Below are 21488 nucleotides of genomic sequence, written 5' to 3'. Positions count from 1 at the left end.
TTCAGGAAATAGAATTGAAATAGCAATGTCCACAGAAAATTTTATACGTAACGGAAAAGACAAAATAGGCAACACTACTCAGGTGGGTGGTATTGAGACTTCTGTTTTGGATAATGGTTTGGGACGTGGTACACGCATTGCGTGGATTAATACAGGTACTGGACTTCGTTACAAGGTTGTTATTGACCGAGGGATGGATATTGCAGATGCCTTTTATAATGAATATAGTTTGGCGTGGTTGAGTCAAACAGGAGTTGTGCCTCCTAATCGTTTTTCTGATAAGGGTATGAGCTGGATACGGAATTTTGGCGGTGGACTTTTAACTACCTGTGGACTTTCTCACGTAGGTGGGCCAGAGGAAGATGAGCACGGAACAAGAGGACTGCATGGTCTTATTAGTAACACGCCCGCAGAAATTATTTCTATTGAACAACCTAACCCAGCTGCGGGAAAAATGGAAATGAGCATAACGGGTATCATCCGAGAAACTCAAGTTTTTGGACCTGTATTGGAATTGAAGCGAACTATTTCTGGTAAATTGGGTGAAGCTAAAATTAGTATACACGATGAGGTGGTTAATCGCGGAAATCAGAAGGCGCCACATATGCTTTTATATCATGTGAATTTTGGTTGGCCTTTAGTAGATGAAGGCACTGATTTACTTTGGAAAGGAAATTGGGAATCCCCGACACCGGATTCTGAACGAAAAATTTTTAAGGACGAAGTTAATTTTCGAAAATGCCCTGAGCCTATGGAGGCGCATTCCGGAACGGGTGAGGATGTGGCATTTATTGATGCAGAAGAGGATACAGAAGGAAATTGTAATTGCGGAATCTATAACGAAAAATTGAATCTGGCTGTAGCACTTCGCTTTCCTAAAAAACAATTGCCTTGGTTGATTAATTGGCAACATTGGGGTGAAAACGAATATGTGACAGCTCTGGAGCCAGCAACAAATCCACCAATAGGTCAAAAAAAAGCAAGGGAAGAAGGCACTCTTATTTTACTAGAACCAAATGAAAGTAGGAGCTATTCACTGGAATTAGAAGTGCTATCACCTGAAAAAATAAAATCATTTATAACATCTTTTTTATAAAATAAATATTGAGTAGTATGGCAAATTCATCAGCTAAAAAAGCATTGGAACAGGGGAAGGGAATTTTACGTTTGGCACCAACATGGGTACCGCGTTCTTTTTGTGTTCCGGGTAGAAGAATAAAATTGCACCCAGACGATTATTACGTTTTGGGTGGAGAACGTGGCGGTATAGATGAACGTTGGTTTTCATCAACGACTCCCGCTGAAAATGGTCCTTTAACGGGCAAGAATGAAGGTTTAAGTCCAGTTGTTCTAGAGGAAGATGGCAAAGAAGTGCAGATTCTTTTAAAAGATGTTATTGATGAATTAAAAGGAGAAATTATTGGTGACCGTCTTTGGGACGAGTATCAAAGTTGGCCTATGTATTCTAAGTTTTTTGACAATATGGGGCCATTGCCACATCACATACATCATAACGATGAGCATGCAGCTAAAATTGGTCAAAAGGGAAAACCGGAAGCGTATTATTTTCCACCTCAAGTAAACAACCATGGAGGCGATTTTCCATATACTTTCTTTGGGATAACTCCAGGTACAACCAAAGAAGAGATAAAAGAATGTTTGAAGAATTTTACAAAAGGCGATAATAAGATTACTAACTTTTCATCAGCTTTTAGGTTGGAGCCGGGAACAGGCTGGGATGTACCACCAGGAATGCTTCATGCTCCTGGTAGTATGTGTACCTATGAACCTCAAAAAGCATCTGATGTTTTTGCTATGTACCAGTCTTTGGTTAACGAAGCCATTATTCCAGAGGAACTATTGTGGAACGGAACACCAGAAGATAGAATGGGAGATTTTGACCAGCTTATGGAGGTGATAGACTGGGAGTTGAATACAGACCCAAATATGTTGGAAACACGTTTCATGAGACCTATTCCGGTAAAATCTTTAGAGGAAATGGAAGCAGAAGGTTATGTTGACAAATGGATTTGTTATCGTTCCGATGCTTTTAGTGCCAAAGAATTGACTGTGTTGCCAGGGCAAACGGTTACTATTAAAGATAGTGCCTGTTACGGAATGATTATGATGCAAGGGCATGGTAAGATGGGTGTTTGGGATATTGAAACACCGTCGCTTATTAGATACGGACAATTAACACATGATGAATATTTTGTGACAGAAAAAGCTGCAAAAGAAGGTGTTACTATCGTAAATCATAGTAAAACAGACCCTATTGTAATGCTAAAACACTTTGGACCTAAAAATCCTGACCTTAAATTATAAATAAACCGTATTTTAGAGCAAGTGTATTTTTTACGTTTAAAAACACACTAAACTTAAAAAGTAGTTACGTTTAATTTAAAAGAACAGAAGTATGAAAGACAACACTTTTCCAAAACTCCACAATGCCTCCTGGCCTGGTATTGTTGGTAAAGGACCAGATTCAGAGCCACCTATTTCCTTTGACCAAATGCTTGATATGACTGCAAATGCAGAAGTGAATGGTATTAAGTTTGACGGTATAGATATTGGGCTATTTGATCCACATGTTGATATTCATAGTTCTGATGATGACATAAAAAGACTTGCAGATAAGGTTGCTGGTCGTAATCTGAACATTGGTACTTTGGTAGCTCCTATATGGGGAGGACCCACATTAGGTTCCGATGAAGATCGTAAGACCTTTGTAGCTATGGTGCAAAGAGCATGTCATTTTGGTAAAATTTTCCGAGAACATGGCGTAAGACAATATGGAGTTATTAGAATTGACTCTGCTTCAAGTCCGGAAGAATGGGCCAAAGATCCAGTAAGCAATACTAAGTTGATAGCTAAAACGTTTCGCGAGGCTTGCGATGTAGCTGCCGATTATGATGAGAAATTAGCTGCTGAAGGAGAAATATGTTGGGGAGGTATGCATAGTTGGAAGGCTATGGTAGAAACTTTAGAAGCTGTGGATAGACCTAATATTGGTTTTCAAGCAGATATGTCTCATACATTACTTTACCTATTGGGTTATAACGCACCAGAGGATAGAATTCTGCCAAAGGATTTTGATTGGTCCGATAGAAAAGCATTGGAAGCTGGATTGAAAACAGTTACGGATGCATTAAGACCGTGGACTATAGATTTTCATGTTGCTCAAAATGATGGTACAGCTCATGGAACTGGATCGCATGATAAAACAGGACGTCATTGTTTGGCCACTGATCCTAATGGTAAATTAGATGTTGCCAACGATGCCGGATTTTGGTTAAGAGATGGGAATGGAGAATTGACAAAAGCTGTTAAGCATATTTGTTGGGATGGTTGCATGTTTGATAATGATGTGATGCTGAAACAACAGACATGGAATGATATTTTGGCAACCCTTATCAAGGTTCGTGAATTACATGGATGGAGTTAACTAACAAACGAAAATATATATACTATGTCATTTGTTACAGTTAACGGAATACAATTATACTACGAAACTAGAGGTCCGGTTGAAGCTAAACCATTATTGCTAATTATGGGGATTACCGCTGCGTGTTCGGTTTGGGAAAAACACGTTTCGTATTGGGAGAAGGAATACCGCTGTATTATTTTTGATAATCGCGGAGTAGGAATGTCCGATAAGCCAGAAGGACCCTATACTACGGCTCAAATGGCCGATGACAGTGCAGCACTTTTAGAAGCCTTGAACATACCTAATGCAGCCGTTGTTGGCGTTTCTATGGGTGGAGCAATAGCTTTAGAGATGTCCATTAGACATCCTGAAAAAGTCTCGGCTATGGTGGCAATGTGCCCTTGGGCAAGTTGCGATAGAAAAGGGGAAGCTATTTTTAGACATATAACACATATAAAAGCACATTTAAGGCCAGAGCAGTTTGCGCATTTTATGCAATTGCTAATTTTTGACAAGCCTACATTTGATGATGATGCAGAGTATGAAGGATTGGTAAGCGGGCAAAAAGGGGCAGCTTTAGAAGCTATACAGCAACCGTTACATGGATTGGAAGCTCAGGCAGAAGCCTGTATCAACCACAATGTGGTAGCACAATTGCCTCAAATTAAATCGCCTACACTTGTAATAGGAGGTAAGCAGGATATGTTCGTGCCAGAATGGATGGTGCGTGAGGTATCTGAGGGAATTCCAAATAGTGAACTCCATCTTTACGATAATGCAGGTCATGCTTTCCATTGGGAAAAATTGGATGATTTCAATCCGAGAGTGTTGAACTGGTTAAAAGCCAACTATTAAGTCAGACTACTTTCAGAACGTTTGTGAATAACTCATATCGTTTTGATGTAAATGACTATCCAATCCTAACTAAAAATAACACAACGATGTCAAAAATAAAAATTGGTTGCGAGACCTATACTTGGGCAATGTCCGGGGAAAAATATAAAAATAATTTAAACCATATTATAGAGGTAACCTCAAAAGCAGGATTCAAAGGTATTGAGCCTGATACAGGTTTTATGAACGGGTTTACAAATCCAAAAGTTTTTAAAGAAACTTTAGATAAAAATAATATTGAATTATCTGTCTTGTGTCATGTGGAAGACTGGAGAAATCCAAGGGAAACTGATGCGGAAAAAAGAAATTCAGATCAGTGGATCGAGTTCATGAAGTATTTTCCAGAAGCTGTATTGCTGTTAGTACAAATGCCGGGACAAGATCGTGAGCATCTACAAGAGCGCCAACAGAATTTGTTGACTTGTGTAAATGAGGTGGCGACCAGAGCGGCCGGAGAAGGTGTAATATGCTCGTATCATCCAAATTCTCCAATGGGTTCAATATATAGAACAGAAGAGGATTATAAAATTTTGTTGAACGGTCTGGATAGTAACGTGATTAAATACACACCAGATGTTGGACACATGGCCAAAGGTGGTATGGACCCATTACCTATTATTAAACAGTACCGTGAACTGGTTAACTGTGTCCATTATAAGGATATGTATGACAACGGTAAATGGGCTGCAATGGGTGATGGTATAATTGACTTTAAGGGAATAACATCTTATCTAAAAGAAACCGATTTTGAAGGATGGATTATTGTAGAGGACGAATGTGATGCTGCAATTACGGATCCAGATGGGGTTACTTTAAAAGATGGTATTTACATAGAAGAGGTTCTTAGACCTTTGATATAAACGAATATGAACATTTTTTAAACTTAAAATTATAGTAGAATGGCACACAAAAAAGAACTCCGTATAGGATTGATAGGGACCGGTTTAATGGCAAGGACGCACACAAATGGCTACAAGCGTAGTGGTGATTTTTTCCCTGAACTTGAATATCGCCCGGTCTTAAAAACGGTGTGTGCCAGGACAGAGGAAAAGGTGAAAGCTTTTGCTGAGCAATGGGGTTTTGAATCTTATGAAACAGATTGGAAAGCAGTTATCGCTAGAGATGATATTGATGCTGTGGATATCTGTACTCCCAATGACATGCATGCTGATATTGCAATTGCAGCTGCAGAAGCAGGTAAAATGGTTCTATGTGAAAAACCATTGGCACGCTCTGTAGCAGAAGCGCAACCTATGGTGGATGCAATTAAAAAAGCGGGTGTAGCAAACACCGTATTTTATAATTACCGTCGTATACCCGCAGTAACCTTGATTAAGCAAATTGTAGATTCCGGTAAGTTGGGTAAGATATTCCATTATAGGGCTAACTTTTTACAAGATTGGACTATTAGTCCGGAATTACCACAAGGAGGTGAAGCTTTATGGCGTTTGGATGCAGAAGCAGCTGGTTCTGGGGTAACGGGAGATCTTTTGGCACACTGTATTGATAGTGCCATGTGGTTGAATGGTGTAATAAAAGATGTATCTGCAGTTACCGAGACTTTTATCAAAGAACGCGTACACCAAGGAACTGGGGAAGTTCAAAAAGTGACTATAGATGACGCATGTATTTTTCATTGTCACTTTGAGAATGGAGCTTTAGGGGTGTTTGAGGCTACTCGTTATGCTCGTGGTCACAAAGCTTTGAATACCCTTGAGATAAACGGAGAACATGCTTCGCTGAGATGGGATTTGCATGATATGAACTATCTTGAAATGTATGACCATGCAGATGATGCAATAGTAAGAGGATGGAAAAGAATACTAATTACAGATAGTGACCAACCTTATATGGATAAGTGGTGGATACCAGGTACGTCTATCGGGTATGAGCATTCATTTGTACACCAAGTGGCCGATTTTCTAAAGAGCTTGGAAACAGGTGAACCTTGCGAGCCTAGTTTTGAAAACGCTTTAATGACACAAAAGGTTTGCGAAGCAGTCATTAACTCGGCCAATTCTAAAAGCTGGAAAGATACCGGATTAGTTTAGAAAGATAGTTTCAAATTCTTTATCAAAATAAAATCCCGCTAAACTTTATTGCTTAGCGGGATTTCTATTTATCTACTATTTTTAATGACTAGGCTGAACGATACCAGCTGTACATTTTTTCTATACCTTCTTTAAGGTCAATGCTATGTTTCCAACCTAGACCATGAAGTTTAGAGACATCCGTCAATTTTTTCATTGTGCCGTCAGGTTTGTCAGCATTAAAATTTAAAGAACCTTCAAAACCAACCATATTCTTAATTGATTCGGCTAATTCTCGAATTGAAAGATCTTTACCTGTACCTATATTGATATGGGTATTACGAATCTCTTTCTCACCAGAATCGTAGGTGTCTTTAAAATCTCTACTTTTCATTATGAAAATACATGCATCGGCCATATCTTCTGACCACAGAAACTCACGCATAGGCTTCCCGCTTCCCCAAATCTCCACACTCATCTTGTCACCGGTCTTTTTTACACCGTATTTCTCAAGAATTGTATAGATATCAGATTCACTAGATTTACCATCTACACCTTCAATTGGACGTTCGTTCAAATCTTTTCGAACATTGTCCCAATCTTGAGCTTCTAATGCTCTACCTAAATGCATCTTTCTAATTAGAGCAGGCAATACATGCGACTTCTCTAAATCGAAATTATCATTAGGGCCGTAAAGGTTAGTAGGCATTACGGAAATAAAATTTGTTCCGTATTGTAAATTGTAGCTCTCGCACAATTTAATACCTGCAATCTTTGCAATGGCGTATGGCTCGTTAGTATATTCTAAAGTGTCAGTAAGAAGATAATCCTCTTTCATTGGTTGCGGACACTCTTTTGGGTAAATACATGTACTACCTAAAAACAGAAGTTTTTTCACATTATTCACATAACTCTGGTGAACAATGTTATTCTGAATCATAAGGTTAGCGTAAATAAAATCTGCCCTATAGGTATTATTGGCAACAATACCACCCACTTTAGCCGCTGCAAGAAAAACGTATTCAGGTTTTTCTTCGGCAAAAAATGAAGCGACAGCGTTAGCATCAATCAAATCAAGCTCAGCATGAGTTTTCAATACAAAATTAGAAAAACCCTCTGCTTTCAACTTTTTAAGAATGGCGCTACCAACAAGACCCCTATGTCCTGCAATATAAATTTTTGCGTCCTTGTTCATGCTATTCGAAATAGTTCATGATTCTGTAGCCACCTTCTTTTAAGTAAGTGTCTTTCTTCATCAATTTTAAATCGCTTTGCATCATATCTTCAACCAAGTCTTTCAAATCATATTTAGGAATCCATCCTAATTTATTGTTAGCCTTGCTTGGGTCACCAATAAGTAAATCAACCTCTGTAGGTCTAAAGTACCTTGGGTCTACAGAAACGATTTCTTTTCCTATTTCAACTTGGTAATCAGGATTGCTACAAGAAACAATTGTTCCTTTTTCATCAATACCTTCTCCTTTGAATTCAACTTCTATTCCTGCTTGCGCAAAACTCATTTTCACGAAATCACGAACAGTGGTGGTTTTACCGGTAGCAATTACCCAATCTTCTGGCTCATCGGCCTGAAGAATCATCCACATCATTCTTACGTAATCTTTTGCATGACCCCAATCTCTTTTAGCATCAAGGTTACCTAAGTATATCTTGTCTTGAAGACCTAATGCAATTCTAGAAGCAGCTCTTGTAATTTTACGAGTTACAAAAGTTTCCCCACGAATAGGAGATTCATGGTTAAAAAGTATACCGTTACAAGCATACATGCCGTAAGCCTCACGATAGTTTACCGTAATCCAATATGCGTACATTTTTGCAACAGCATAAGGGCTACGAGGGTAAAACGGAGTAGTTTCTGACTGAGGTACTTCTTGTACCTTTCCGTATAGCTCAGAAGTTGAAGCCTGATAGATTCTGGTTTTTTTCTCCAGACCTAAAAGACGCACAGCATCTAAAATACGCAAAGTACCTATACCATCTGCGTTTGCAGTATATTCAGGAGTCTCAAAAGAAACCGCAACGTGGCTCATTGCCGCTAAGTTGTAAATTTCGTCTGGTTCTATTTCCTTTATAAGGCGAATAAGGTTTGTACTATCTGTCATGTCACCGTAGTGAAGATGAAGGTTTCTACCTTCAACATGAGGATCTTGATATAAGTGGTCAATTCGATCAGTATTAAAAAGAGAGGATCTTCTTTTAAGTCCGTGAACTTGGTATCCTTTTTTTAATAAAAATTCAGCCAAGTATGCTCCATCTTGTCCTGTAATTCCTGTAATCAAACATTTTTTCATAATGCCGAGTTCTAATGGTTTTTTTTATTTACTTGCGCAAAGATGTCGATTTATATTCTTACAAGAGTAACATCGGCTTTAAAATTATTTAAAAATGAGGATATTATCGTTGTAAGGTACATACTTTGAGAAAGCTCTATTAAGATCTTCGCTTTATGTCAAAAGTTGAATTGATTTTTTATCAATTCGGATAACAGTGTATAATATTTACCTAAACATCTCCGGAAGAGGATGCTCCCAACCTTTTCTGTAACTGCGTTGTAGCAATTTGGTGGCTTCAGGGTCATTCATTACAATCATCTGTTTTTGATCGTAAATCAAAGGCCTCTCAAGTTTCATGGCCATATTGGCAAGGATACAACTGGCAGTGGAAATATGCGCTTGTTGAATGTTAGCTATTGGTTGCGTTCCATTTTCTATTGCCGCTAAAAAATCTAACATGTGAGCTCTTGTAGCAGGTGCGGCATGTAGTTCAATTCCCTTTTCTGTTAAGTCTTCGGGGTATTGTTCTCTTTCATAGATTACGTCACCGTGAATTTTTTGATCTTTGCCTGTTGGAACAAAATCATATTTCATAACATCTCCAGAAAGTGTTCCTTTTTCTCCATAGAGTTTAAAGGACCATGGATATTCAGGGTCGGAGGATGTTCCCCAAGACCTATGGTTCCAAACACAATCTAGCTCATCAAATTCAAAAATGGCAGTTTGGGTATCGGCAATATTGGACTTCCCATTCTTTTGTACATAAATACCACCTGTAGAGCTTATTCTTTTTGGCCATCCCAAATCAAGCATCCATCGTACCGTATCTAACATATGAACGCACATGTCACCCATTATCCCGTTTCCATATTCCATGAAAGCACGCCACCACCCTCTATGAGGTAATCCATCAAAAGGTCTTAATGGGGCAGGACCTGTCCACATATCATAATTAAAAAAATCGGGTACTTCTTGAACAGGCGGGTTTTTGTTGGACCGCATATGGTAATAGCAACAAATTTCTACATGAGAGATTTTACCCAATAAACCGGCATCTACTATATTCTTTTTTGCCTCTACTAAATGAGGTGTGCTTTTCCGTTGGGTGCCCACTTGAATAACTTTTCCGTACTTATTTGCAGCTGCAATTAAAGCTTCGCCCTCCATTACGTCTACACTTATGGGTTTTTGAAGGTAGAGGTGAGCTCCTGATTTTAATACATCTATACCTTGGAGCGCATGCCAGTGGTCAGGACTTCCCACAAGAACGATATCTAAATCTTTCTCCGCAAGCATGTCTTTATAGTTGGCGTAGAGGCGAGGGGTCTTTTTGGATTTCTGGCGAAGGGCAACTAATTTCCCTGCTTCAGCAAGCATGTGCTGATCCACATCACATAATGATACCACTTCTACATTAGCTACTTGTATAAGCCTGAAAAGATCACTTTTTCCGTACCAACCTGTTCCTATCAGTGCAACTCGTAATGGTTTCTCTCTGTTTGCAAAGTCTAGTCCATAAGCTCCAAAGGTGGATAATGCCATGAGACTAGAGGTGCCTTTAATAAAATTCCTTCGGCTTAAAGAACTGATTTTTTTGTGCATTGGTTTTGTGTTCGGTTCGCTTTCTAAAGATATTTAAATCATTACAATTATCACTATAGTATTGGGGTACTTTAATAATTTGGTATATTTAAATCTTGATCAAACTAATATCTATTTATATGAAACCTAAATTTTTTATTGTTACTTTTTTATTAGCACTCGCTTGTCAACCCATATGGGCTAAAATTGAATTGCCCAATATATTTTCAGATAATATGGTGATACAGCGAAATGATAAAGTTTTGCTCTGGGGATGGGCAGATACAGGGGAAGAAGTTACCGTTCTTACAAGTTGGGACAACAAGGAATACAAAGTAAAAACAACCATAAATGCAAAATGGAATCTTGAAATAAATACCCCTGAAGCTGGCGGTCCTTATGAAATTAACTTTAAAGGCAATGATACTGAGATAGTATTGAAAAATATTATGATTGGCGAGGTTTGGTTAGCTTCCGGCCAATCTAATATGCAGTGGAGCGCAACTACTGACAAGGGTATTGACAATGCAGAAGAGGAGATAAAAAACGCTAATTACCCTAACATTAGATTTTTTACAATTGCTAGACGTACTTCAGACTATCCTCAAGATAATATACCGGGTACTTGGGAAGTTTGTGCTCCTGAGACTATGAAAGATTTTAGTGCAGTTGCTTATTTTTTTGCAAGAAGGTTACAAGGGGAATTAAATGTTCCAATTGGACTTATTGATAATGCTTGGGGAGGTACTCCTGCCGAAGTTTGGACGCCTAAATCGGTTTTTGATGAAAATGAAGATTTAAAAACTTCTGCCGAAAGTGTGGAAGAAACGCAATGGAGCCCTGTTTCTCCATCACATTTATATAACGGAATGGTACATGCTATTACTCCTTTTAAAATTGCCGGAACTATCTGGTACCAAGGGGAGTCTAATAGAGGTAGGTCTGATGTTTATGGTAAACTTTTTTCTGAAATGGTAGGCTCATGGCGAGACGCGTGGGATTCTGAATTTCCATTTTATTACGTGCAAATTGCGCCATTTAACTATAAAGAACCAGAACAAGGGGTACTGATTAGAGATGCACAGAGGCGTGTTCTGAAAACGATACCAAATTCTGGTATGGTAGTCGTAAGTGATATAGCTACAATAGATAATATTCATCCAACCAACAAACAAGACGTAGGTTTACGTCTTGCGAATTTAGCTTTAAAGGAAACCTATAATAGTTTTGAAGGAGAAGTTTACGGCCCGCTTTTTAAAGAGGTGCATCCGCAAGGAAAAAAGATAGAGGTGATTTTTGACCATTCAGCCGGACTTATGTCTAAAGGGAAAAAAGTCACTCATTTTGAAGTAGCTGGCGCTGATGGAACATACCATCCCGCGAAGGCGATAATTAAAAATGATAAGGTTATTTTGTCTTCAAAAGAAGTTAAGGAACCTTTAAATGTGCGTTTTGCATGGGACAATATTGCAGAACCAAATCTTTTCAATGCAGCAGGTTTGCCGGCTTCGTCCTTTAAAAGTGAGTAATTGGTAAGTAACTAATTTTTAATTCAACGCACGGTATTCATATAATTTCGTGGAATAAGAAGCGTACTATGACCTTAATATTTTCTAGATTTTTGACCGGTTTTATAATGCTAGTCATGTTTTTTAATGTTTCATGCAAAGAGAATAAAACCGAGCAGGAAGTGAAAACACATAAATACACAAATGCCCTTGCTGAGGAAACAAGTCCTTACTTGCTGCAGCATGCCCATAACCCTGTAAATTGGAGAGCTTGGAGCCAAGAAGCATTAGAGGAAGCCAAAAAAGAAAACAAATTGGTATTGGTTAGTATTGGCTATTCTTCATGTCATTGGTGCCACGTAATGGAAGACGAGACTTTTGAGAACGAGGAGGTCGCAAAAATCATGAACGATAACTTCATCAATATTAAAGTAGATCGTGAAGAACGCCCAGATGTTGATCAAGTGTATATGACTGCATTGCAATTGATTTCAGGAAATGGTGGGTGGCCTTTAAATGTCATTACATTACCCAACGGAAAACCTCTTTACGGGGGAACTTATCATACTAAAGACCAGTGGACAAAAGTACTGACCAAAATAAGCGAGCTATATAAAAATGATCCTAAAAAGGCCGAAGAATATTCGGATATGGTGGCAGCTGGTATTGCCGAAGCTAATTTAGTAGAGCCTGCAAAGGATTTTGAAGCTATAACCAAAGAAGCTGTAAAAACCAGTGTTGAAAATTGGAGTCAGAACTGGGATTTAGAAGAAGGTGGAGAAAAGGGCGTTCAGAAATTTATGATTCCCACAAATCTAGATTTTCTATTAAATTATGCTGATTTAGTAAAAGACGAAAAAGCCAAGAATCATGTTAGAAATACGTTAGATAAAATGGCCTTGGGTGGTGTTTACGACCAGATAGGTGGTGGATTTTATAGATATAGCACAGATGCCTTTTGGAAAGTGCCACACTTTGAAAAAATGCTTTACGATAATGCTCAGGTATTAAGTCTGTATTCCAAAGCATATACTATTTTTAAAGATGATGCGTACAAAGATGTGGTTTGGGAAACTATAGACTTTCTAGACAGGGAAATGAAAGATGAGAATGGAGGCTACCATGCCGCTTTGGATGCAGATAGTGAAGGGGAAGAAGGTAAATTCTATGTTTGGAAAGAAGAAGAATTAAAGTCGGTTTTGGGAGATGGTTTTGCACTTTTTTCGGACTATTACACTATAAACAAAGAAGCTGTTTGGGAGCATGAAAATTATGTTTTACACAGAAAGGTAGATGATGTTACGTTCGTAAAGGAGCACGGTATAGAGCAGAGTAAGCTAAATTTTATAAAATCCGAATGGAATAAAAAACTGTTAGAAGCAAGAAGTAAAAGAGTACGCCCACGAAGCGATGATAAGATTATAACATCTTGGAATGCTCTTTTAATTAATGGATTGGTAGATGCTTACAAGGCTTTTGGTCAGAATGAATTTTTAGAAAAAGCCGAAAGTGTTTTTTCTTTCATAAAATCGAATTCCTATCAAAACGGAAATCTAGTACATACGTATAAAAAAGGAAGTCAGCGTAAAGAAGGTTTTATTGAGGATTATGCTTTCATGATAGATGCTTCGCTTCAACTTTATGGAGTTACTTTAAATACGGAATACCTCAATTTTGCCAAGGAGTTGAATAAGACGGTAGAACAAGATTTTGCAGATGAAGCATCCGGTATGTACCATTATAATGAAGGCAATAATCTCATCGCTAAAATAATTAAGACCGATGATGGTGTAATCCCTTCTCCCAATGCAGTCATGGCAAATAATCTTTTTCAATTGGGGCATTTGGAGTATAATACGGACTACACTGCAAAGTCAAAACTAATGTTATCTGCAATGGTGCCAGCGATTAAAGAAAGTGCACCAAGTTATTCAAAATGGAATTCGCTTCTATTAAATAATACGTATCCTTATTTTGAGATTGCAGTAGTGGGTAAAGACGCAGATATTTTGGTGAAGGCTTTAAACGAAATTCAATTATCAAATTCTTTGATAGTGGGAAGCAAAGCAAAGAGTGAAGCGCCTCTTTTTAAAGATCGTTATGTGGTAGATAATACATTTATCTATGTATGTCAGAATACAACATGTAAACTTCCTGTAAAAACTATAGATGAAGCTCTTAGGCAATTAAAAAACTTCTAGTTGTAAAAGTAGACGTGAAACCCAGTGTTAAAAAAGTGGTAGGGATACACTTTTTATTTTAAATTGTGCAAACAAACTAACAAACAACATATGCAAATAAAGGAAAACCCTGAGGAGTACGACGTTATTATCGTAGGCTCCGGGGCAGGTGGAGGTATGGCTACAAAACAACTGGCAGATGCCGGTTTAAAAGTAGCCGTTGTAGAAGCAGGTCCTTTCTTCGATCCTGCAGATCCCAAAACAATGACTCAATTAAAGAACCCTTATGATTCTCCACGTCGTGGTGCAGGTACCACACGTGCCTTTGGTGAGTGGGATATGTCCTATGGTGATTGGGAGGTTGACGGTGAACCGTATACTCAGGCAGAGGGCACTAATTTTAGATGGTGGCGTTCTAGAATGCTAGGTGGGCGAACGAACCACTGGGGAAGAATCTCATTAAGATTTGGACCAAAAGATTTTAAAGGAAAGACACGTGATGGTCATGGTGAGGATTGGCCAATAGGTTATGATGATGTAAAACCATACTACGATAAAGTTGATAAATTAATTGGGGTTTTTGGTACCAACGAAGGTTTAGAAAATGACCCAGACGGTTTTTTTCTCCCTCCACCAAAACCAAGGTTACATGAACTTTTTTATATAAAAGGAGCTAAAAAATCTGGTATTCCTGTAATTCCTGGTCGGCTTTCAATGCTTACGAAACGAATTAATAATGAGCGTGGAGTCTGTTTTTATTGCGGACAATGTTCAAGGTCATGTTCTGTATATGCAGATTTCTCAGCTGGTAGTTGTTTAATTTTTCCTGCTCAAAAGAACGGTGGTCAAGTAAAGATTTTCGTGAATGCTATGGTACGTGAGGTAACTACCAATGCAGAAGGTAAGGCAACTGGTGTTTCGTACATCAATAAAGAAGATAGAAAAGAGTATAAGTTAAAAGCTAAAGTAGTTGTACTGGCAGCATCGGCTTGTAGTTCGGCACGTATTCTTTTAAATAGTAAGAGCAAGCAACATCCAAACGGTCTAGGAAATAGTAGTGACCTTGTTGGTAAATATTTACATGATTCTACCGGTAGTAGTGGTATGGCTTTCGTACCAGACTTAATGGATCGAGATGTTTCTTATAACGAAGATGGTGTAGGAGGTATGCACGTTTATTCACCTTGGTGGGGAGACAATAAAGCATTAGGTTTTCCTAGAGGATATCATATTGAAGTTTGGGGCGGTATGGGGCAACCTAATTACGGCTTCGGTTTTGATCAGGACAGTTTTAATAAATTGGTGGGACAACCCACTGGTGGTTATGGAGATAAACTGCGTGATGACGTTAAGCGGTATTATGGAGCAATAGTAGGTTTTGGCGGTAGAGGAGAAGGTTTAGCGGTAAAGGAAAATTACTGTGAGATAGACCCGACTACTGTAGACGATTATGGTATTCCTGTACTAAAATTCAATTATAAATGGTCAGATATTGAGGTTCGCCAAGCGAAGCATATGCAGGATACTTTTGAAGAGATTTCCCATAATATGGGTGGAATCTATTTGAATAAACCAGGCAAGGATAAGGACTATGGTCTTCATGCTCCAGGAGAAATTATCCATGAGGTAGGAACTACCCGAATGGGTAATGACCCCAAAACTTCTGTAACCAACAAGTTCAACCAATTGCACGATGTGGACAATGTTTTTATAGTTGATGCAGGACCATTCGTTTCTCAAGCCGATAAAAATTGTACTTGGACCATCTTGGCCTTGTCTTGGAGAGCATCGGATTATATTATTGAACAATTGAAACAACAAAACCTGTAATGATGGACAGAAGAAAGAGTATACAGACCATGATTCTTGGTGCAGGAGCTTCGGCGCTTGCCTTTCACGGATGTAAGACCGAAGGAGACGAGCCCGTATTGCCAGAAACAGCAGTTACTACAGATACCAATTATTATGGCAGGACGCCTAAAGAAATTGAGCGTGTAGAAAAATTGAATGCGGAGCAATTGTTCAACGAACATGAGATGGAAACCATTGCTGTTTTAAGCACCGTTATCCTTCCGCCAAAAGAACCGCACGGTGGTCCTATTGAAGCAGATGTTCCAGCATTTATTGAATTTATTGGTAAAGATATGCCCGATATGCAGAATACGTTATTGGGAGGTCTAATGTGGTTAGACCACAGATCTAATTCAGATAATGAAATAGAGTTTAAAGAAGCTACCTTGGAGCAACAAAAACAGATTTTGGATACAATCTGTAACCATGATTTGGATATACCATTGGATGAACAACCCTTAGAAATTCAATTTTTCGCATTGATGCGTAATCTTGTGGTTACAGGTTACTACACGTCTAAAGTGGGAATTGCAGATTTGGGGTACAAGGGTAATTCACCCAATGTTTGGGACGGTGTTCCAGATGAGGTTCTTAAAAAGCATGGTGTAGCATATGATCCAGAATGGATTGCAAAATGTGTGGATCAAAGTAAGAGAAACGATATTGCTGAATGGGACGAAAAGGGAAATTTACTAACATAGATAAACCTGGTTTAGAACAACCATCAGCTTTTAATCAAAATACAAGAAAATGAAAAAAATAAATATTTTTATTGCAACCGCCCTTTTCACGGTATCACTATCGGCACAAGAAGTAGGTTTGCAACTTTATAGTTTACGAAATCAGTTTAAGACAGATGTACCCGGAACACTTGAAACTATTCAGGGGTGGGGAATCACGAAAATTGAAGGAGGCGAAACTTACGGTTTGCCGCTAGATGAATTCAAGAAATTATTGAAATCAAATAGTCTGGATGTGGTAAGTGTAGGAGCTAAATTTGGCGATTTAGAGAAAAATGCACAGCAAGTAGTGGAAGATGCAAAAGCATATGGCGCCAAGTATGTCATGTGTGCTTGGGTACCTCATGATGATAACAAATGGGATTTGGAAGAAACCAAACATGCTTCCGAGGTATTTAACAAGGCCGGTAAACTTTTAAAAGAAAACGGTATTACATTGGCATATCATCCACATGGGTATGAATTTCGCCCTTATGAAGATGGCACCTTATTCGACTATATGATTCAGAACGCTACAGACTATACTTTTGAATTAGATGTGTTTTGGGCGCAACATGGTGGTGCAGACCCTTTGGTATTGATGAAAAAGTACAAATCTAAATTCACTTTACTCCACTTGAAGGATATGGAAAAAGGTGTTAAAGGGAATAATACGGGACAAGAAGACCATGAAACTAACGTAGTTCTGGGTCAAGGTCAAGTAGATATTGCTGGTATTGTTGCCGAAGCTAAGGAATTGGGTATCGAGTATATGTTCATTGAAGACGAATCATCTAGTGTAGTTGAGCAAGTACCTCAAAGCTTAGAGTATTTAAAGAGCTTAGAAAAGTAATCTAGTACAATTTTTAATGGCAGGGGCCTTTATCTTTTTTGAGGTAAAGGCCTTTGTTTTTTAATCATTTTATTGGTGCTTTAAAATAGATTGTATGCACTACAGATCTTAAAGGTGTAAGGTGGTTAAATTGAAAAAAAATATTGGTTCTATTCTGCTTAATAGAACTGAGAATTGTAGCCTGGTAATAAAAAATATTGTTACCTTATGGTCGCTTAAAACCAAATAACTGCTTATGTGTTCCCACAGACCAATGAAGTTTTTTGTACTTACTTGTGCACTTGTTTTTGTGTTAGGTTCTTGTACAAAAAAAGGAAGTACTAAGAATTATCTGCTTGAAGGTAATTTAAAGAAATGGCAGCCTGTAACCCTAACTTTTAACGGACCAGAAGTATCTGAAACAGACTCTATAAATCCGTTTTTAGATTATTCATTATTGGTTAACTTCTCAAATAAAGATACCACCTACACAGTTCACGGTTATTTTGCTGCAGATGGAGATGCGGCCAACTCTAGTGCTGAAGCAGGAAATAAATGGCAGGTAAAATTTTCTCCTGGTAAAACTGGTGAATGGGATTTTAGAGCCTATTTGATGGAAGGAAAAAATATTGCCGTCAAGCAATTCTCCCTGCCCAAAAAGAATAAAAGCATTTGGGATATAAAAGGAAACTTTGAAGTACAACCTATAGATTCAATCGAAAGTGGATTTTATAGCAAAGGCATGCTTGTTTATAACGGCACGCATTACCTCAAGCAAAGTGAAACAGGAAAGCCTTTTTTAAAAAATGGAGTAGGTAGTCCTGAGAACTTTTTGGCTTATTCTGAATTTGATGGAACTTACGATAATGGAGGACCGGATACGCCAACATTAGAAGACGGCCTTCATGAATACCCTACACATGTAGATGATTGGAAGGATTCAGACCCAGTATGGGGCTTTAATAATGGAAAAGGAATTATAGGAGCCCTTAATTATTTGTCTAATAAAGGAATGAACAGTCTTTATTTTCTTGTTATGAACGAAAATGGAGATGGAAATGATGTATGGCCATGGATTGCGCCAAAAGAGCAAACACGCTACGACGTTAGTAAATTAGATCAATGGGAAACTGTTTTCACTCATATGGATAAACTGGGAATGGCCATGAACGTTTTTACTCAAGAAACGGAGAATGATACGGTTTTGAACAAGGGTGAATTAGGACTTGAACGGAAACTATTTTACAAAGAATTAGTAGCTCGTTTTGGCCATCATTTAGGTGTTGTTTGGAATTTAGGGGAAGAAACCAATCGTAGCCCAGAGCAGTTGAAAAGTTATGCAGATTATATTCGCAAAATTGACCCTTACAATCATCCTATAGCGGTTCATAATCATGTTAGAGTTACGGGAGAACGAAGAGAAGGTAGGCCTTTAGACCCTATAAAAGAAACATTCACGCCTATGTTAGGCTATCGTAATTTTGAGATACCATCTTTACAGATGTATGATACTACAGAGGTCCATAAGGAAGTGAAGAAGTGGTTGGATTTGTCTGTAAAGAAAAAAAGACCATGGGTAGTTTACCTTGATGAAATTGGTCATTGGGATATTGGCGTAACTACGGATACTGCCGCAAATAATAACCATGATATGGTAATGCACAGCAGTCTTTGGGGAAGCCTAATGTCTGGTGCGGCCGGTGCTTCCTGGTATTTTGGCGGTAAGGATGTGCCTAATAATGATATCTCTGCAGAAGATTTTAGAGCGCGTGATGCTTGGTGGGATATCAGCAATAATGCCCGGAAGTTTTTCGAAGACCACTTGCCGTATGAAACAATGCAAAATCATGACGAATTGTTGAGTAACGATAAAGCCTACTGTTTTGCTAAAAAGGATGAAATTTACGTAGTGTATTTGCCAAAGAACGAGACTACCGATCTTGCTATAGGTGATGGTGCCTTTACCATTGCTTTTTATGACCCTAAAGCAGGAGGAATGTTGTTTGACAAGCAAAACGAAGGTTGGAAAATAACTAAACCCAACAGTGTAGAATTATCAGCCTACAATGGGCAAAAAGAGAAGGATTGGGTAATTGTTATAGCAAGAAAGTAATATCTTGCATGTAAATTGAAAATCGATTTTATATCAATATATCCCTAAAAACTGACGATCATCTCATGTCAGGTAGATAATTTATTTTTATGAGGAATTTTTATAGTACCCTTATCTTATTTGTTTTTTTAGTGTCTTGTGGAGACAATCCAAAAGCAGACCAGAATGTAGAGAAAAATGAAGATGTATCTACAAAGCAGGTAGATACGGTAGTTAAAGAAAAAGAAGTTCCTAAGAAAATATTTAAGACTTTTGAAAAGTTGGCGGATACTACATTTGTTCGTTTAGCAGATTTTAGCGATGGTTTTGGTTATGAATTACGATATGCTACCAAAAATAACTTTCTTAAAGAAAAAGTTTACGATTGCCCGGAATGTTACACACGGGTTATAACAGCAAAAGCTTTATTAAAAGCTAATGAAGATTTCAAAAAAAGCGGCGTACGCATAAAGTTCTTTGATTGCTACCGTCCAAATTCTGTACAATACAAGATGTGGAAAATAGTACCCAATCCGCAATATGTAGCCAACCCTAAAAAAGGCTCTATTCATAATAAAGGAGGTGCCGTAGATATTACTTTGGAGTCTTTAGATGGCGAAGAACTGGATATGGGAACCGATTTTGATTTTTTTGGAAAACGGGCTTACCATGATAATTTTGATTTGCCAAAAGAGATATTGGAAAACAGAAAGCTCTTGAAAGAAACGATGGAGAAACATGGGTTTTGGTCTACCAGAACAGAATGGTGGCATTATAATCTAGATGGCGCGCATAAGTATCCAATAGCAAATTTTAAATGGGATTGTAATTAATGATAGTATTTAAGATGAAAAAACTAATATTCCTTACCGTATTTGCAATGAGCGTAAACGTATTTTCACAAGACACCATAATCCCTTTATGGCCAAAAGACAAGATACCTAACCACGTAGTATCTGATGAAAAAGAAGAGCATGTAATAGAAGATATTTTACGTATTAGTAAAGTTCAAGAGCCAACTATTGAAGTGTATTTGCCTTCAAAAAAGAACGCTACTGGCCAAGCAATGGTAATTTTTCCTGGAGGCGGATATCGTATTTTGGCTTATGATTGGGAAGGTGTTGATATAGCCAAATTCCTGAACAGTAAAGGCATAGCAGGCATTGTAGTGAAGTATCGTCTTCCTTCAGTGGTATCTCAGACTAATCAAGAAGATGTACCGTTAATTGATGCACAACGTGCATTACGTTTAGTTAGGAGCAAAGCAGAAGCGTTTAATATAGACCCCAATAAGATTGGCGCTATGGGCTTTTCAGCTGGAGGACATTTAGCGTCTACGTTAGGAACTCATTTTGATGAAAAAGTATACACGCCAATTGATGAAGCAGATAAACTGAGTGCAAGACCAGATTTTCTGACCTTATGTTACCCGGTAATTACATTTAATCAATCATCTACACACAAAGGTTCTCAGAATAATTTACTTGGTAATAACCCAAAACCAGGAGCGGTTGAACGTTTTAGTAACGAGAAACAAGTATCGGCTAATACGCCCCCTACCTTTTTGCTGCATGCAACTGATGATACATCTGTTCCAGTAGAAAACAGCTTGGTATTTTATAAGGCTTTAGTAGAAAATAATGTTCCTGCTGCATTACATGTGTTTCCAACAGGAGGTCACGGTTTTGCTTTGGGGCTACAAGACCCATATTTAAGAACCTGGCCAGAGCTTTTGTTTGGTTGGATGGAGAGTCTAAAGTAGTTGTAGCATTTTTCAAAAAAGATAACAGAATATCTGTCTGACTTTTATATTTTTGCAATCCAAATTCGGGATGTAGCGCAGTCCGGTAGCGTACACGCCTGGGGGGCGTGGGGTCGCAGGTTCAAATCCTGTCATCCCGACAAAAGCCACTGATAATCAGTGGCTTTTACTTTTTTCGGACATATTGCGGACAGTTTTTCTCTTTTTATTGACCTTTTGGTAAGATATGGCAAAGTAGGTTAACTTGGATTAAGCTAACCTTGAGTCAGGACTAAAGTTAAATCATTTTTTTTAATATAATTAGACGGGATGGAGAGTTCG

General features: G+C 38.2%; 17 protein-coding genes and 1 tRNA gene. 15 read left to right on the top strand and 3 right to left on the bottom strand.

Annotated features, from left to right (window positions below; genetic code table 11):
- Nucleotides 1-25 precede the first annotated feature (25 nt).
- From HW347_RS08675 to HW347_RS08650, 6 genes are all read left to right on the top strand, one after another.
- Nucleotides 26-1096, top strand: coding sequence for an aldose 1-epimerase family protein (locus tag HW347_RS08675; protein WP_214611476.1), 1071 nt, complete (start codon nucleotides 26-28; stop codon nucleotides 1094-1096).
- A gap of 17 nt (nucleotides 1097-1113) precedes the next feature.
- Entirely contained in the window at nucleotides 1114-2325 is a 1212-nt protein-coding gene (locus HW347_RS08670) for a class I mannose-6-phosphate isomerase (RefSeq protein WP_214611475.1), read from the top strand.
- Between the two features lie 91 nt (nucleotides 2326-2416).
- Nucleotides 2417-3445: a sugar phosphate isomerase/epimerase family protein gene (locus tag HW347_RS08665; protein WP_214611474.1), complete on the top strand. Its 1029-nt coding sequence runs from the start codon at nucleotides 2417-2419 to the stop codon at nucleotides 3443-3445.
- Between the two features lie 24 nt (nucleotides 3446-3469).
- Complete coding sequence (locus tag HW347_RS08660; RefSeq protein ID WP_214611473.1) at nucleotides 3470-4282, top strand: alpha/beta fold hydrolase; 813 nt, start codon at nucleotides 3470-3472, stop codon at nucleotides 4280-4282.
- A gap of 86 nt (nucleotides 4283-4368) precedes the next feature.
- Nucleotides 4369-5181, top strand: coding sequence for a sugar phosphate isomerase/epimerase family protein (locus HW347_RS08655; RefSeq protein ID WP_214611472.1), 813 nt, complete (start codon nucleotides 4369-4371; stop codon nucleotides 5179-5181).
- Nucleotides 5182-5220: 39 nt separating this feature from the next.
- Nucleotides 5221-6372, top strand: coding sequence for a Gfo/Idh/MocA family protein (locus HW347_RS08650; RefSeq protein ID WP_214611471.1), 1152 nt, complete (start codon nucleotides 5221-5223; stop codon nucleotides 6370-6372).
- A gap of 88 nt (nucleotides 6373-6460) precedes the next feature.
- Here the strand turns inward: HW347_RS08650 and HW347_RS08645 are convergent, their stop codons facing one another.
- The 3 genes from HW347_RS08645 to HW347_RS08635 all read right to left on the bottom strand — a co-directional run bounded on the left by HW347_RS08645 (nucleotide 6461) and on the right by HW347_RS08635 (nucleotide 10244).
- Nucleotides 6461-7546, bottom strand: a complete 1086-nt coding sequence (locus HW347_RS08645; RefSeq protein WP_214611470.1) for a GDP-L-fucose synthase family protein — start codon at nucleotides 7544-7546, stop codon at nucleotides 6461-6463.
- 1 nt (nucleotide 7547) lies between these two features.
- Nucleotides 7548-8660 carry a GDP-mannose 4,6-dehydratase gene (gene gmd / locus HW347_RS08640; RefSeq protein WP_214611469.1) on the bottom strand — a complete coding sequence of 371 codons (1113 nt, stop codon included), beginning with the start codon at nucleotides 8658-8660 and terminating at the stop codon, nucleotides 7548-7550.
- Between the two features lie 207 nt (nucleotides 8661-8867).
- On the bottom strand, nucleotides 8868-10244 hold the full coding sequence (locus tag HW347_RS08635; protein ID WP_214611468.1) for a Gfo/Idh/MocA family protein: 1377 nt from the start codon (nucleotides 10242-10244) through the stop codon (nucleotides 8868-8870).
- A 119-nt stretch (nucleotides 10245-10363) separates the two neighbouring features.
- Here HW347_RS08635 and HW347_RS08630 point away from each other — a divergent pair, with 119 nt between their 5' ends.
- The 9 genes from HW347_RS08630 to HW347_RS08590 all read left to right on the top strand — a co-directional run bounded on the left by HW347_RS08630 (nucleotide 10364) and on the right by HW347_RS08590 (nucleotide 21307).
- Complete coding sequence (locus tag HW347_RS08630; RefSeq protein ID WP_214611467.1) at nucleotides 10364-11752, top strand: sialate O-acetylesterase; 1389 nt, start codon at nucleotides 10364-10366, stop codon at nucleotides 11750-11752.
- Nucleotides 11753-11913: 161 nt separating this feature from the next.
- Nucleotides 11914-13932, top strand: a complete 2019-nt coding sequence (locus HW347_RS08625) for a thioredoxin domain-containing protein (protein ID WP_317195306.1) — start codon at nucleotides 11914-11916, stop codon at nucleotides 13930-13932.
- Nucleotides 13933-14022: 90 nt separating this feature from the next.
- Nucleotides 14023-15741: a GMC family oxidoreductase gene (locus HW347_RS08620; RefSeq protein ID WP_155595635.1), complete on the top strand. Its 1719-nt coding sequence runs from the start codon at nucleotides 14023-14025 to the stop codon at nucleotides 15739-15741.
- Nucleotides 15742-15743: 2 nt separating this feature from the next.
- Nucleotides 15744-16463 (top strand): gluconate 2-dehydrogenase subunit 3 family protein, encoded by a 720-nt coding sequence (locus HW347_RS08615; RefSeq protein ID WP_214611530.1) that lies wholly within the window; start codon nucleotides 15744-15746, stop codon nucleotides 16461-16463.
- A gap of 49 nt (nucleotides 16464-16512) precedes the next feature.
- The gene (locus HW347_RS08610; RefSeq protein ID WP_214611465.1) at nucleotides 16513-17334 is read left to right on the top strand and encodes a sugar phosphate isomerase/epimerase family protein; all 822 of its coding nucleotides are present in this window, start codon (nucleotides 16513-16515) and stop codon (nucleotides 17332-17334) included.
- Between the two features lie 253 nt (nucleotides 17335-17587).
- Nucleotides 17588-19426, top strand: coding sequence for a DUF5060 domain-containing protein (locus HW347_RS08605; RefSeq protein WP_214611464.1), 1839 nt, complete (start codon nucleotides 17588-17590; stop codon nucleotides 19424-19426).
- Nucleotides 19427-19515: 89 nt separating this feature from the next.
- Entirely contained in the window at nucleotides 19516-20238 is a 723-nt protein-coding gene (locus HW347_RS08600) for a M15 family metallopeptidase (protein ID WP_214611463.1), read from the top strand.
- 14 nt (nucleotides 20239-20252) lie between these two features.
- Nucleotides 20253-21167, top strand: a complete 915-nt coding sequence (locus HW347_RS08595) for an alpha/beta hydrolase (RefSeq protein WP_214611462.1) — start codon at nucleotides 20253-20255, stop codon at nucleotides 21165-21167.
- Between the two features lie 66 nt (nucleotides 21168-21233).
- A tRNA-Pro gene (locus tag HW347_RS08590) sits at nucleotides 21234-21307 on the top strand.
- Nucleotides 21308-21488 lie beyond the last annotated feature (181 nt).

Source organism: Zobellia barbeyronii (assembly GCF_018603515.1).
Classification (GTDB): Bacteria; Bacteroidota; Bacteroidia; order Flavobacteriales; family Flavobacteriaceae; genus Zobellia; species Zobellia barbeyronii.
Note: the sequence above shows the minus strand (reverse complement) of the source record. Positions and strands in the feature narration are given on the sequence as shown.

Coding starts and splice junctions, on each gene's coding strand:
- HW347_RS08660 (WP_214611473.1), top strand. CDS start 3,470: ATGTCATTTGTTACAGTTAACGGAATACAATTATACTACGAAACTAGA.
- HW347_RS08610 (WP_214611465.1), top strand. CDS start 16,513: ATGAAAAAAATAAATATTTTTATTGCAACCGCCCTTTTCACGGTATCA.
- HW347_RS08595 (WP_214611462.1), top strand. CDS start 20,253: ATGAAAAAACTAATATTCCTTACCGTATTTGCAATGAGCGTAAACGTA.
- HW347_RS08615 (WP_214611530.1), top strand. CDS start 15,744: ATGGACAGAAGAAAGAGTATACAGACCATGATTCTTGGTGCAGGAGCT.
- HW347_RS08675 (WP_214611476.1), top strand. CDS start 26: ATGTCCACAGAAAATTTTATACGTAACGGAAAAGACAAAATAGGCAAC.
- gmd (WP_214611469.1), bottom strand. CDS start 8,660: ATGAAAAAATGTTTGATTACAGGAATTACAGGACAAGATGGAGCATAC.
- HW347_RS08665 (WP_214611474.1), top strand. CDS start 2,417: ATGAAAGACAACACTTTTCCAAAACTCCACAATGCCTCCTGGCCTGGT.
- HW347_RS08635 (WP_214611468.1), bottom strand. CDS start 10,244: ATGCACAAAAAAATCAGTTCTTTAAGCCGAAGGAATTTTATTAAAGGC.
- HW347_RS08650 (WP_214611471.1), top strand. CDS start 5,221: ATGGCACACAAAAAAGAACTCCGTATAGGATTGATAGGGACCGGTTTA.
- HW347_RS08630 (WP_214611467.1), top strand. CDS start 10,364: ATGAAACCTAAATTTTTTATTGTTACTTTTTTATTAGCACTCGCTTGT.
- HW347_RS08620 (WP_155595635.1), top strand. CDS start 14,023: ATGCAAATAAAGGAAAACCCTGAGGAGTACGACGTTATTATCGTAGGC.
- HW347_RS08605 (WP_214611464.1), top strand. CDS start 17,588: ATGAAGTTTTTTGTACTTACTTGTGCACTTGTTTTTGTGTTAGGTTCT.
- HW347_RS08600 (WP_214611463.1), top strand. CDS start 19,516: ATGAGGAATTTTTATAGTACCCTTATCTTATTTGTTTTTTTAGTGTCT.
- HW347_RS08655 (WP_214611472.1), top strand. CDS start 4,369: ATGTCAAAAATAAAAATTGGTTGCGAGACCTATACTTGGGCAATGTCC.
- HW347_RS08645 (WP_214611470.1), bottom strand. CDS start 7,546: ATGAACAAGGACGCAAAAATTTATATTGCAGGACATAGGGGTCTTGTT.
- HW347_RS08670 (WP_214611475.1), top strand. CDS start 1,114: ATGGCAAATTCATCAGCTAAAAAAGCATTGGAACAGGGGAAGGGAATT.